We start from the raw sequence: 13588 nt of genomic DNA, 5'->3' as shown, positions 1-13588 counted from the left end.
ATGACGGCTGTCGTTTGTCGACAGGCGTTCGCTTGGTTGGGATACGGTTCGAAGCGAAAGCCCGGAACCCGGTCGGATTTTGCAGATGCGAGTGTGTGCCGATGCATCGCGTTCACGGGCATGTCTTTAGGAGAGCGTGATGACGGAAGAGGATGATATTTGCCGGGCGTTGGGCGCACTCGATCCTGCCTATCTCGAACTGATGCAGCAGATGTTGAAGATCGATTGCGAGGTCGCGGCACGCGAGTTGGGCATCTCGAATCAGATCGCGTCACGGATCATCGCGCTGACGCCAACCGAGATCGAAGCGCTGGTCGGCCGCGGATCGCAGCCGTAGATGGCAACGCTGGCGTCGTCTCGTCGCAACACCTGCTTGCAAATGTGCGGGCCGGATTGCGATGGTGGCCCCGTGGCCGGGAGCCGTCGAGTTTCCGGCATGCGTGGACGAAAGCGCGCCACGCTCCCGCTATATGCGAAGGAAGAAAAAGAACCGAACGAAATATATTTATCGTTGAAACGCAATTGCCAAACAGAAGGGCGAAAGTGGAGTCACCATGACGCATTCGACCATAGACACCATGACGATATCCGAACAACGGCAGCGCACCGGCTGGGCCGGTGTCTGGCTTCCATGCACCGATCCTCCCGCGGAACCGATGTGGTGTGAGGGCCGATGGCCGGGACATCCGTACGGCTTTCCCGTGTATTGGGACGGCACCAAATGGTGCAGCAAGATTTTCGGCGCCCGCGGGGATTTCTGGCGCGAGCGCGTGACACGGGCTGCATAGCAGGCATCTGCCGGCGGCGCTGCGCGTTCCGGCAAGCATTTGGGTGGGCCGGCGATCGCCACGCGACTTTGCCGAACCGTATGCCGCCGCTCCGTCGTGTCGTGTTTTCACGAACGGAAATACGAGCAACCCGCGAGGTGGCGGATTACCGCTAGGTTTTGTCCGCTCGTCGCCGTGCGCGACACGTAGAGTGCGGGGCCGAAACTCCGCGTATTGCCAATACGCGCGCTGCGGCCGGCTGAATGCAATCACCGTCCAAAATCAGGAACGCCCATGTCCGAACAGGACGACATCTTCGACGCGATTGCGGAATTCAACCGTTCGTATCTGACGCTTGCCCAGCGCTTGCTGCAAGCGGATCGCGAAGCGGCGAAACAACAACTGGGCATGTCGGACGAGACGGCTGCGATCGTTGCCGCATTGACGCCGGCACAGATCGACGAACTCGCCGAGCGTCGCGAGTTGTTCTGCGAATTCCGCGCGGAATCCTCGCCCGGCCGGGCCTGATACGGCGACCTTTCCAACGTTTCATGCGTCGCGCCGCGCACGAGCCTGGCCGTATATCGGCTTGCCTGTCCGCGCGGCCAATCGCCGCTCGGCTGCCGCCGTGGCCACGCCCGTCAATTGTCGGCGGTGGCCGATAGTTTGGCGTTTTTCGGCTAGATGTCGAATCCCATTCGTCTAATTGGATTCGCTACGATGCGCAAAAACGCTGTTGCCACGATGTCCGCACGCGAAGCACACGATGCGGCCACGCCGATAATTGTCTTTCACCGGGGATTCGTCGTCCATGCAGGGAATGTTGGAGCATCTACTCGAGCGCCATGTGTCGATCCAATGGCGCGGCTTCCTGGAGGCATTGGCCGGTGAATTCACCGATCAGCTCGATCGGGACGAGCTGAGGCAATTGATGGCGCGCATCGGCATGCGCTTCGCAGCCGCGCATCCACTTGGCCCTTGCGAGTCGACGGACGATCTCGCGGATGCATTGAATGCCCGCTGGCGCGACATGCAGTGGGGTTACGCCGAACTGTCCGACGAACACGATTTCCTGCGCATCGTTCATTACGCCGCGCCGTTGCGCGCGTTCGGCGACGGCTGTCTCGCATGGTCTTCCGCCTTCCTCGAAGGCGCGTATCAGGGCTGGTTCGACAGTGTCGGCGCGACCGGTTTGCGCGTGACGCAGGACGTCGCGCCGCCGGACGATTCGCGGATCGAACTGCGTGTTGCGCGCGCAAAGAACTGAGCGACCGGGCCGACCGGAACTTCCGCGATAACCAATGGGCACGCTATGTCGACTTCACGGGATATCGAATCGTTGTTCAAGCGTTTTGGCGGCGATGCCGGACGCTATCACGAAGTACGTGCGGAAGCGGACGCCGAAGTGGCACGCGCGCGTTGGCCGCTGCTCGGCGGTGTCGAGTTGCGCGCGAGTGAGTCGCACGGGCAACCGGGCGCCGGGTCGCCGGACGGCGCGGACAGCCTGCGCAAAATCGTACTGGCCGACACGCGTGCGTTGCCTGCGTCCGCGCAGGATAACGGCGGGCGCGAACAAGCATCCGGCACGCTGAAGAAACTGGTCGGCAGGCCGGCGGCATCGGATGGCACGGACGCGCAAGGTCCGTCACAGCCGCTGGTTCGGTTGTTCGAGCGGCTGCGCACGGAGCCGACGGGCGAGGCGCCGAAGAAGCCGTCGGTGTGGACCGGCCGCTCATGAAAATCGTCGCGATCGCTTCGGCAAAGGGCGGCGTCGGAAAGACGACGCTGGCGGCGAATCTCGCGGCCGTGTTGGCGGCGTCGCGACGCCGGCGCGTGAGCGTGGTGGATCTCGATCCGCAGAATGCGCTGAAGCTGCATTTCGGCGTGCCGCTCGACATGACCGACGGGCTCGCCCATGCTGCGCTCGACAGGCTGAACTGGCCGGCCGTGGTCGTCGACGGGATCACGGTGTTTCCGTTCGGCCTGGTCAGCGAAACGGATCAACGCCGCTTCGAGCGGCTGCTCGACCGCGATCCATCGTGGCTCGCGCACGGGCTTGCCGCGCTCGGGCTCGGCGACGACGACATCGTGATCATCGATACACCGCCGGGCACCTCGGTATACATGCGCGCCGCGCTGACGGCCGCGCATTTCGTGCTCAAGGTCGTGCTGGCCGATGCGGCCTCGTACGCAACGATTCCGCAGATGCGGCGGATGCTCGACGCGTATGCCGCGAGCCGCGCGGATTTCGTGGGCGACGGCTACGTGGTCAATCAGGTCGATCAGTCGCGCGAGTTGGGCCGCGATGTGCTGCGCGTGCTGTGCGACAGCCTCGGCGCGGCGCGGTTCGGCGGCGTGATTCACCGCGATGAAGGGGTCGCGGAATCGCTCGCGTCCCGGACGACCGTGAATCGCTACGACCCGCGTTCGCAGGCCGCCGCCGACCTGAACGCGTGCGGTGCATGGCTCGAGCGCGTGCTCGCTCGGCGCGACACCGCGCGGAGCATCGCTTGAGCGCCCGCGGGGAGGTCGCGCGGCCGTCGGCGGTCGACCGGTTCGTCGATGCATTGCCCGGGAGCGGCTGGTTCGTCGCGCTGCCGGTGGCCGCGTGCACGCTGCTGGCGCTGTATTTCGTGTGTACGGTGCCGCTCGACGCGATCGGGCAGCTCGTGTTCGCCACCTGCTGCATCGCCTGTTCGCTGGTGGTCCGTCGCCTGGGCGGACGCTATGCGACGCTCGTCATGATCGTGCTGTCGGTGGTGGCCACCGGCCGTTACATGTATTGGAGATTGTCCGGCACGCTGGTGTGGTCGCATCCGCTCGACGCGGTGTGGGGCACGCTGCTCGCGGCGGCCGAAGTCTATGCGGCGGCGGTGCTGATCCTCGGCTACTTCCAGACCGCGTGGCCGCTCGGGCGCAAGCCGCTGCCATTGCCCGCGTCGCGCGCGCATTGGCCGAGCGTCGACGTGTTCATTCCGACGTACAACGAACCGTTGAGCGTCGTCAAGCCGACCATCTACGCGGCGCTCGCGCTGGATTACCCGGCCGACAAGCTGTCGATCCACGTGCTGGACGACGGACGTCGCCCGGAATTCCGCGCGTTCTGCGAGTCGGTCGGCGTGCACTGGACGATTCGCGATCACAATCGCCATGCCAAGGCCGGCAACCTCAACGAAGCATTGAAGATCACCGACGGCGAATACATCGCGATCTTCGATTGCGATCACGTGCCGACGCGCTCGTTCCTGCAGATCTGTCTAGGCTGGTTCATTCGGGATCCAAAGCTGTCGATGCTGCAGACGCCGCATCACTTTTTTTCGCCGGACCCGTTCGAGCGCAACCTCGGCATTTTCAGAAAGGTGCCGAACGAAGGCGAACTGTTCTACGGACTGGTGCAGGACGGCAACGATCTCTGGAACGCGACGTTTTTCTGCGGATCGTGCGCGCTGATGCGCCGCTCGATGGTGGAGGAGATCGGCGGCATCGCGACGGAGACGGTGACCGAGGATGCGCACACCGCGCTCAAGCTGCATCGCCGCGGCTATACGACGGCCTATCTTGCGATACCGCAGGCGGCGGGGCTGGCCACCGAGAGCCTGACCGGGCACATCGGCCAGCGCATCCGCTGGGCGCGCGGCATGACGCAGATATTCCGCATCGACAACCCGCTGTTCGGGCGCGGACTGACGCTGAGCCAGCGGCTGTGCTACCTGAACGCGATGATGCATTTTTTCTACGGGATCCCGCGGCTCGTGTTCCTGACCGCACCGCTGTCGTTCCTGTTCTTCGACGCGCATGTGATCCATGCCCCGGCCACGATGCTTGCGCTCTATGCGCTGCCCCACGTCATCCATGCGAACGTGACGAACTCGCGGATGCAGGGCCGCTTCCGCCATTCGTTCTGGGCCGAAGTCTACGAAGCCGTGCTCGCGTCGTACATCGCGCTGCCGACGATGCTTGCGCTGATCAATCCCCGACTGGGCAAGTTCAACGTGACGGCCAAGGGCGGACGCATCGACCGCGGCTACTTCGACTGGGCAGTGTCGAAACCGTATCTGAGCCTGGTGGTCCTGAACGTGATCGGCCTCGCGGTGGGCGTCCTGAACCTGTCGCTCAACCGTCACGTCGGCAGCGAAGTCCAGACGACGGCGTTCAACCTGGCATGGACGACCTACAACATCCTGATTCTGGGGCTCGCCGTCGCGGCGGCGAACGAGCGCCGGCAGGTACGCGTGTCCCATCGTGTCGCGGCGCGGATTCCGGTCATGCTGCGCTTCGCGAATGGCCGGACGCTGGCATGCGAAACGCGCGACTACTCGGAGGGCGGGATCGGCGTGGCAGTCCCCGACGATGCGCGCATTCCGCGTGGCGAGCTGGTGACGGTATCGCTGTTTCGCGGTGTCGAGGAGTACGCATTTCCCGCGACGGTCGAATACGTCGAACCGGGGCGCGTCGGCATCCGGTTCGAGAGCCTGTCGCAGCAGCAGGAGTTCGATCTCGTCAGTTCGACCTTTGCCCGAGCCGACGCATGGATCGACTGGACGGACGGCCGCCGTCCCGATTCGCCGCTGCGTGCGTTCCTGCATCTGTTGAAGGTCGGCGTGCAGGGCTTGCTTCGCCTGATCGCGCGCCTGTACGCGGACCTGCGCGTGTACGCGCGTGGCGGCCGCAGCAACGAAAAAAAATAGCATGAGGCGGAAAGAATGACGTGGGCGTCGCGACAGCGCGGCAGCACGCGCCGCAAGGCGTGCATTTCGCAGGGCGCGGTTGTCGCGGTTCCTGCACGTGTCGGCCGGTATGCGCGCGTGTCGCGCAGGATGGTGTCGCTACTGCTCTGGGCAATGGCGGGCGGCATCGCATCGGGCAGCTGGGCAGCGGCCGCCGGGATGCAGGCGCCCGGCGCGATGCGCGCGGCGGATGGCGCGATGTCGTCGGGCGATGCGGCGCCGCCGTCGCCGGCCATAGTCGTCGGGCCCGACACCGCGCGCCCCGCGCCGCTCGCCGAACCGGTGCCGGCGGCCGACGCCGCGCGTCGCCGCTTCGGTATGCTGCCGACCACGGCCGAGCCCGGCACGCTCGTGCCCGGCGGCCGGCGCCAGGCATTGACGTTCGCTGATCTCGGGGCACGCGATCCGCTGCAGCTGCGGGGTACCGACGGCCAGAACGGCATCGCGTTCTCGGTCCGGCGCGACGAGGTCGTCATGGGCGCGACGCTGCATCTGGTCTACAGCTACTCGCCCGCGCTGCTGCCGGATCTGTCGCAGCTCAAGGTGCTGATCAACGGCGAAGTGGCGGCGACGCTGCCGTTGCCGGCCGCTCAAGCCGGCATGACGGTTGCGCGCGACGTGTCGATCGATCCGCGCTTCGTCACCGAGTACAACCATCTGAACGTTCAGCTGATCGGTCATTACACGAAAGACTGCGAGGATCCCGCCAACTCGTCGCTGTGGGCAACGGTGAGCAACGCGAGCCGGCTCGAGCTGACCTATGCGGCGCTGCCGGAGCGGCCGGAACTCGGCGTCCTGCCCGCGCCGTTCTTCGATTCGCGGGACGTCCGGCGGCTCGAGCTGCCGTTCGCATTCGCCGCGCGACCGCCGCGGGAGACGCTGGAAGCGGCGGGCATCGTCGCGTCGTGGTTCGGCGCGCTGGCCTCGTATCGCGGCGCGCGGTTTCCGGCCCGGCCCGGCGGCCTGCCTGAATCGGGCAACGCGGTGGTGTTCGCGACGGCCGACGATCGTCTGGACGGCGTGACGCTGCCGGCGATCGACGGACCGACGCTGGCCGTCGTCGAGCGGCAGGCGCCGGCTCACGGCCAGCTGCTGCTGGTGCTCGGTCGCACGCCGGACGAAGTGAAGGTCGCCGCGCTCACGCTCGTGCTCGGCAGCAAGACGCTGGCGGGTACGCATGCCACGGTGAGCCGGCTCGAGAACGTCGCGCCGCGCGTGCCGTACGACGCGCCGAACTGGCTGTCGTCGACGCGCCCGGTGCGGATCGGCGAACTGGCCGACGGGCGCGCGCTCAGCGTGTCCGGATACGACGCGGGCGCCGTCCGGATCGATCTGCGCGTCGCCCCCGATCTGTTCACCTGGGATACGCGCGGCGCACCGATCGACCTGCGTTATCGCTACACGCCGACGCTGCGCGCGGACCGTTCGTCGCTCAACCTGAGCGTCGGCGACACGTTCGTGAAGGCGCTGCCGATCCCGGCACGGGAAACGTCGCGCTGGAGCCTGAGCCGCTACCTGCCGTTCGTCGCCAACGGTATCGACCGCGCGACGCTGCACGTGCCGCCGCTGCTGCTCACGCCGCGCACGCCGTTGCAGCTGCACTTCTTCTACGAGATCCCGGACATGGGCCGATGCACGGGGCGGCTGCTGCAGAACGTCGCGGGTTCGATCGACCCGGACTCGACGATCGACGTGTCGTCGTTTCCGCACTACAAGGCGCTGCCCGACCTCGCCGCGTTTGCGAACAGCGGCTTTCCGTTCACGCGGATGGCCGACCTGTCGGACACGGCCGTCGTGCTGCCCGCCGAGCCGGGCGCGGACGTCTACGGCCTGTACCTGCTCGCGATGGGACGCATGGGCGTGTCCACGGGCTATCCGGTCAGCGGTGTGACGGTGACGGACGCCGCCGGTGTCGGCGCGTTCGCGTCCAAGGATCTGCTGATTCTCGGCGCGCCGGACACCCAGCCGCTGCTGACGCGCTGGGCGGCGCGCATGCCGTTCGGCACGGATCGCGACGGCGGCCTGTTTGGCGGCCGGTTCGGTGGCCTGTTCGGCGGCGCCGAGGCGGCGCCGTCGCCTGACGCCGAGCGCGAACGCGTGCGCGCCGGCCTGTCGATCGTCTCGGACGGCACGCGCGCGCTGATCGCCGGCTTCGAGTCGCCGTTGCGCAAGACGCGCAGCGCTGTCGCGTTGATCAGCGCGAGCGGGCAGGCGGACGAGGCGCTCGGCCGCGCACTGCTCGACGACGACATGCTCACGTCGGTCCAGGGCGCGATGGTCGTGATTCGCGATCGCACCGTCACGGTGACGTCGAACGAAACGTCGTATCACGTCGGTGCGCTGCCGCCGGTCACGTACCTGCGCTGGTTTCTGTCGGGGCGTCCGCTGCTGCTTGCGCTGTTCAGCGTGCTGGCCGCGTTCGTCGCGGCGGCGCTCTTCTATCGTCTGCTGCGTGCGCGTGCGGCGCGCCGGCTGAAGGAGTGACATGCGAAACCGACGGTTACGCGGGCTCGGCGCCGCCCGCGCGGGCGGTATCGCGAGTCTGCTGCTCGCGCTGACACTGCCGCACGCGGCGGCGGCCGGCAGCGACCCGCTGAAGGTGCTCGTCGATCAGGGGCGATACTGGCAGGCGCATGGCCGGGGCGACCTCGCGGCGCAGGCCTGGAAGAAGGTGCTGGGCGTCGATCCGAATCAGCCCGACGCGCTGTTCGGCATGGGCATGGTGCTCGCCGACCGCAAGGACGTCGACGGTGCGCGCCGCTACCTGGAACAATTGCGCCGGATCGCGCCCGGCTTCGCGCGGACCGACGAGCTAGGCCAGCGTCTGGGCGAGACGAGCGTGCGCGACGGCGAGATCAGCGACGCGCGCCGCCTCGCGCAGACGGGGCAGAGCGCGCTGGCCGCGCAACAGTATCAGCGCGCGCTGCAGGGCGCGCCGTCGTCGCCCGCGCTGCAGCTCGAGTACTTCCAGGCGCTCGCGGCGACGCCGAGCGGATGGGCCGAAGCCCGCCGCGGCCTGGAGCGTCTCGCGCGTGACAACCCCGACGATCCGCGCTACGCACTCGCGTATGCGCAGCACCTGACCTATCGCGACGCGACGCGCCGCGACGGCATCGCGCGGCTCGAGTCGTTGTCCGCCGATGCGAAAGTCGGGAAGGCGGCGCGCGAGAGCTGGCGCCAGGCGCTGCTCTGGCTCGCGGCCAGGCCGTCGGATCAGGCGCGCTACCTCGCCTATCTGAAGGTGGTGCCCGACGATCCGCCGGTCAAGGCGCGCTACGACAGCATGGTGCGACAGGATCAAACCGCGCGCGAGGGCGATCAACGCAGCGCATCGAACGAAGCGCGCGGCCACGCGATCGAGGATGGTTTTGCGGCACTCGAGCGCGGCGATCTGGACACGGCGCGCGCCCGCTTCAATGCCGTGCTCGCCACGTCGCCGAACGACAGCGACGCGCTGGGCGGCCGCGGCATCGTCGAACTGAAGCAGGAGCACTTCGCGCAGGCACGCAGCGATCTGGAGCGCGCGTCGCGAGGCGGGAACGCGGCGCGCTGGCGCTCGGCGCTCGGCAGTGCGACGTACTGGTCGTACACGAGCGAGGCGCTCGGCGCGCAAAGCAACGGCGAGTTCGCGCGAGCGAAGGCGCTGTTCGAACGCGCGATTCTTGCCGATCCGTCGAACGTGACCGCGCAGGTGATGCTCGGCGACGCGCTGCTGGAGAATCGCGATGCGCGCGGCGCCGAGCAGGCGTACCGGATGGCGCTGCGGCGTCAGTCCGACAACCCGGACGCGATACGCGGCCTGGTCGGCGCGCTGGCCGCGCAGGGGCGCGGCGACGAAGCGTTGCAGTTCGCGACGCAACTGAGCGCCGAGCAGCAGGCGAAGGCCGGCGGCCTCGACCGGTTGCGTCGTACGGCCGAGGCCGCGCAGGCGCGGCAAGCCGAAGCGCGCGGCGATCTGGGCACGGCGCGCAGCCTGTTCGAGGACGCGCTTGCCGGCAATCCGGACGATCCGTGGCTGCGGCTGGATCTGGCGCGCGTGTACGTGCGGCAAGGCGCGATCGCGTCGGCGCGCAGCATGATGGACGGATTGCTGGCCGAACGGCCCGACATGACCGACGCACTCTATGCCGGCGCGCTGCTGGCCGAGCAGACGCAAGACTGGAGCCTCGGGCTGCAGCGGCTGGAGCGCATCGCGCCCGCGCAACGCACGGCGGCGATGACGACGTTGCAGCACCGCCTCTGGGTGGGCCAGCAGGTGGCACTCGCGACACGGCTGGTGCGCGAAGGCCGCCGCGCGCAGGCGCTCGGCGTGCTGCACGACGCCGAGGGGATCGGCCAGTCGGTGCCGGGACTCGCGGCGCAGTTGTCGGCGGGCTATGCGGCGGCCGGCGACACGTCGCGTGCGCTGTGGATCGTGCAGCGTGCGCTGGCGCGCGAGCCGGACAACGCCGATTTGCTGCTGCAGTACGCGCGGACGCTGCTGACCGTGCGCAACGATGCGCTGCTGGGCGACGCGATGCGCCGGCTCGCCGCGCTGCCGCTGTCGCCCGCGCAGCGCGGCGACTTCGAACGCCTGAACCTCGAGATCGTCGTGCGGCAGGCCGATGCGGTACGCCAGGCCGGCGACCTCGCCGGCGGCTACGCCGTCATCGCGCCGTGGCTGGCCGCGATGCCCGACAGTCCCGAACTCCAGGCCGCGCTCGCGCGGCTGTACACGTCGGCGGGCGACGCGCCGAACGCGCTGAAATGCTATCGGGTCGCGCTGGCCCGCCGGCCCGACGATACGGGCTTGCTGGTCGCGGCGATCTACGCGGCGAGCAGCGCGAAGGCATGGCGCGACGGTGAAGCGTTCGCGGCCACGGCGCTGCGCATCGCGCCCGATGACCCGGGCTTGCTTGCCGCGACCGGCCGCCTGTATCGCGCGCAGGGGAATCTTTCGCTCGCCGCGCAGTATCTGCAGCGTTCGCTGCTGGCCGCCAATACGCCGCCGCCGGGCAGCAAGCCGGCGCCGTCGAACGTGCCGCGCGGCTGGGAAGACGCGATGCGGCGCATCGGCGCGAACCCGCTGCCCGGTACCAATCCGTTCGAAGGCAAGACCGCCGTCGATGTCGTTCATCCGTCGACCGGCTTCGGGGCCGCGGTATCGCCGCTGCCGGGCGTGCCTTCCTGGTCCACCCCGTCTTCGTCCGCTCCGACCGTGCCCTATACGATGCCTCCCGCGCCGCCCGCGACCTACGTCACCCCGTCCGCCGTGCCGGCCGCGCGCATGGTGCCGCCCGCCATGTCGCCGCAGGCGGTCACTGCCGATCCCGGCGATCCCGGCGGCTATGGCCAGGCGGCTGCCGGCGCGGGCGAGTCGGGCGGCCCCGCGACCGCGCGGCGCTATCAGCCCTATCGGGAGCCTGCCGCGGACGTACCGCCGGCGGGGGCGTCCGCGGGATGCGTGGCGCAGTCCGATCCGAACGACGACTGTGCTGGCTACGTCGCCACGCCGTGGCCGATGTCGCCCGCGTCGCGGGCCGCGGCGGCGACCGGTTCGCCGGCGGCCGCGTCGGGTGCCAGGCCGGGCGGCCGGCCCGCGGCGGGACGAAGGTCGCCGCGGGCGCGCGCGCCGTTCTTTCATCGGCCTACGGGCAGGCCGATGCGCCGCCTCGCTATATCCCGCAGCCGCCGGCCGGCTATGCGGGCAGCGAGGCCGTGGCCCGTGCGCCGCAGCGGGATGCGGGCGCGGGCGCCAACGCTCAGATGCTCGACGTCGCGTCGGAACTGGCCCAGGTGAACAGCGAGCAGGCCAGCACGGCATCGGGCGGCCTCGTGTTCCGAAACCGGACGGGCGAGGCGGGGCTGTCCGGCCTCACCGACATCGAGGCGCCGCTGGAAGGGCGTATCAAGGCAGGCAACGGTCACGTCGTCGTGACCGCCACGCCGGTCATGCTCGACGGCGGCAACTCGGCGACCGACGTGCCGACTCTCGCCCGGTTCGGCGCGGGGCTCTCGAGGTCGGCCGGCGGCGGCTCGCCGGGTTCCGAAACGGCGAGCGGCGTCGGTCTCTCCCTGGGTTACGAAGGCAAGCAATTGAAGGCCGATATCGGCGCGACGCCGGTCGGGTTTCCGTACCAGGATGTGGTCGGCGGCGTGCGCTTCAACGGTGCGATCACCGATCGGGCGGCCTACTCGCTGGCCGTCACGCGTCGCGCGGTGACCGACAGCCTGCTTTCGTTCGCGGGCGCGCGCGATGCGAGTGCCGGCCTCAAGTGGGGCGGCGTGACGCGCAGCGGCGCGCGCGGCGCGCTGAGCTGGGACGACGGCACCAGCGGCGCGTACGTCGCGGGCGCGTTCGACTACTACGACGGCCATCACGTCGAACGCAACTTCGCCGGCAAGGGCAGCGGCGGCGCCTATACGCGCCTGCTGCGCGACGCCGACCGGACGCTCACCGTGGGCGTCAATGCGACATGGATGCACTTCAGCAAGAACCAGTCGTATTTCACGTACGGCCAGGGCGGCTATTTCAGTCCGCAGCAATACGTGATCCTGAATATACCGGTCGAGTACGCGGGACGAACGGGCGCGTTTGCGTACGATTTGAGCGGTTCGTTCGGCGTGCAGCATTACCGGCAGAACGCGGTGCCGTATTTCCCGCTCGATTCCGGCATGCAGGCGCAAGCGGCCGCGAATGCCGCCGCCAGCCAGGCGGTGGGGCTGGACGCGGGGGCTGTGTATCCCGCCCGCAGCAAGACGGGCATCGCGTATTCGCTCGCCGCGCGCGGCGAATACCAGGTCGCGCCGCAGCTGGCCGTTGGTGGAGCGGCTTCGTTCGGCAATGCGTATCAATACCGCGAGTGGACGGCGGCCGTCTATCTCCGTTACAGCTTTACGCCGCAAGGCGGCCTGCCGGCGTTCCCGCCGCGCGCGTTCACGTCGCCGTATCTCGCCGACGCCGATTGAACGGATCCGCATGGCGCCGTGGCGATGCCGCGCGAATCGACGCGCGCCTGCGCGCGCTGGCGGATCCGTTCAGAGCTTTGTCGGTCCGGCGCTGCGTTCGCGACGTACAGTGTGTCATCGAAAATCCGGCGAGTGCCGAACCACCGGGTCGAAGCGAATCGACCGGCAAAGCGCACGCGCTGGCCCTTCAAGACCGACCATGGCCGAACAACACGACATTTCCGATGCGATCGCGGAATTCAATCGATCGTATCTCATGCTTGCGAAGTGGCTGCTCCTCGTCAACCGGAGCGAGGCCACACGACAACTCGGCGTCTCGGAAATGACGGCATCGCGCATCGCATCGCTGACACTGGCCCAGATCGACCACCTCGCCACGCGCGGCAAGCTGTTTTGCGAGTTTCGCGACGAGTTCGCGCCAGGCTGTGCGTGAGTTCGTCGCGCGACGGTTCGTCATGACATCGGGACGGCGCCGTCGTCAGGACGCAGGGACGTACGCGCGCCGCGACGGCATCCTGAATCCGAACGCAGTGCGCGATCACGCAACGGTCCGACTGCTTCATGCACGCAACCCAGAGAGAATCGATGATCTCCCAATCCATCTTCAAGGCATATGACATTCGCGGGTGTGGGTCGGCAAGACGCTCGACGCCGACACGGCGCGCGCGATCGGCCGGGCCTTCGGCAGCGAAGTGCGCGCCCAGGGGGCGACGCGGTTCGTCGTCGCGCGCGACGGCCGCCTGTCGGGCCCGAGCTCGTCGGGGCCACTCGCCGATGGCCTGCGTGCGGCGGGGCGTCGACGTCGTCGACGTCGGCATGGTGGCCCACGCCCGTTCGGCTATTTCGCGGCGAGCGTGCCGCTCGCGCTGAAGGACGGCGAGCGCCGCGTCGATTCGTGCATCGTCGTCCGGCAGCCTCCAAAACCGCCCGACTACAACGGCTTCAAGGATGGTGCTGCGCGGCGCGGCGGATCTACGGCGAGCAGATCCAGCGCTGCTACCGCCGCATCGTCGACGACGCTTCGAAAACGGGCAGCGGCGCGTTCGAGCAGTTCGACGTCGCGATCAGTACATCGCGCGCATCGTTGGCGACATCAAGCTCGCGGCGCCGCTGAGCTCGTCTTCGCGACTGCTCGGCATATAAGCG

General features: G+C 68.4%; 9 protein-coding genes and 2 pseudogenes. All 11 read left to right on the top strand.

Going from position 1 to position 13588, the window contains the following annotated elements; translation table 11 throughout:
* Positions 1–139 precede the first annotated feature (139 nt).
* The gene (locus PL79_RS28295; protein WP_044846963.1) at positions 140–337 is read left to right on the top strand and encodes a flagellar transcriptional regulator FlhD; all 198 of its coding nucleotides are present in this window, start codon (positions 140–142) and stop codon (positions 335–337) included.
* A 724-nt stretch (positions 338–1061) separates the two neighbouring features.
* Positions 1062–1295, top strand: coding sequence for a flagellar transcriptional regulator FlhD (locus PL79_RS28290; protein ID WP_044846962.1), 234 nt, complete (start codon positions 1062–1064; stop codon positions 1293–1295).
* Positions 1296–1578: 283 nt separating this feature from the next.
* Complete coding sequence (gene bcsD, locus PL79_RS28285; RefSeq protein WP_044846961.1) at positions 1579–2034, top strand: cellulose biosynthesis protein BcsD; 456 nt, start codon at positions 1579–1581, stop codon at positions 2032–2034.
* 45 nt (positions 2035–2079) lie between these two features.
* Positions 2080–2505, top strand: coding sequence for a cellulose biosynthesis protein BcsP (gene bcsP, locus PL79_RS28280; protein ID WP_044846960.1), 426 nt, complete (start codon positions 2080–2082; stop codon positions 2503–2505).
* On the top strand, positions 2502–3281 hold the full coding sequence (gene bcsQ, locus PL79_RS28275) for a cellulose biosynthesis protein BcsQ (RefSeq protein ID WP_044846993.1): 780 nt from the start codon (positions 2502–2504) through the stop codon (positions 3279–3281). The genes bcsP and bcsQ overlap by 4 nt, the downstream gene beginning before the upstream one ends.
* Positions 3230–5455 (top strand): UDP-forming cellulose synthase catalytic subunit, encoded by a 2226-nt coding sequence (gene bcsA, locus PL79_RS28270; protein WP_082088642.1) that lies wholly within the window; start codon positions 3230–3232, stop codon positions 5453–5455. The genes bcsQ and bcsA overlap by 52 nt, the downstream gene beginning before the upstream one ends.
* Positions 5456–5470: 15 nt before the next feature.
* Positions 5471–7978, top strand: a complete 2508-nt coding sequence (gene bcsB / locus PL79_RS28265; protein WP_044846958.1) for a cellulose biosynthesis cyclic di-GMP-binding regulatory protein BcsB — start codon at positions 5471–5473, stop codon at positions 7976–7978.
* 1 nt (position 7979) lies between these two features.
* A pseudogene (locus PL79_RS28260) lies at positions 7980–12442 on the top strand (cellulose synthase subunit BcsC-related outer membrane protein).
* A gap of 199 nt (positions 12443–12641) precedes the next feature.
* Entirely contained in the window at positions 12642–12875 is a 234-nt protein-coding gene (locus PL79_RS28255; protein WP_044846956.1) for a flagellar transcriptional regulator FlhD, read from the top strand.
* A 193-nt stretch (positions 12876–13068) separates the two neighbouring features.
* Positions 13069–13329 (top strand): annotated as a pseudogene (locus PL79_RS37285) (phosphomannomutase/phosphoglucomutase); the annotation flags it as partial.
* Between the two features lie 8 nt (positions 13330–13337).
* A complete protein-coding gene (locus tag PL79_RS37280) occupies positions 13338–13556 on the top strand; it encodes a hypothetical protein (protein ID WP_442861575.1) in 219 nt (72 codons plus the stop codon).
* Positions 13557–13588 lie beyond the last annotated feature (32 nt).

The organism is Burkholderia sp. USMB20, from assembly GCF_000949135.2.
In the GTDB taxonomy this organism is placed as follows: Bacteria; Pseudomonadota; Gammaproteobacteria; order Burkholderiales; family Burkholderiaceae; genus Burkholderia.
Note: the sequence above shows the minus strand (reverse complement) of the source record. Positions and strands in the feature narration are given on the sequence as shown.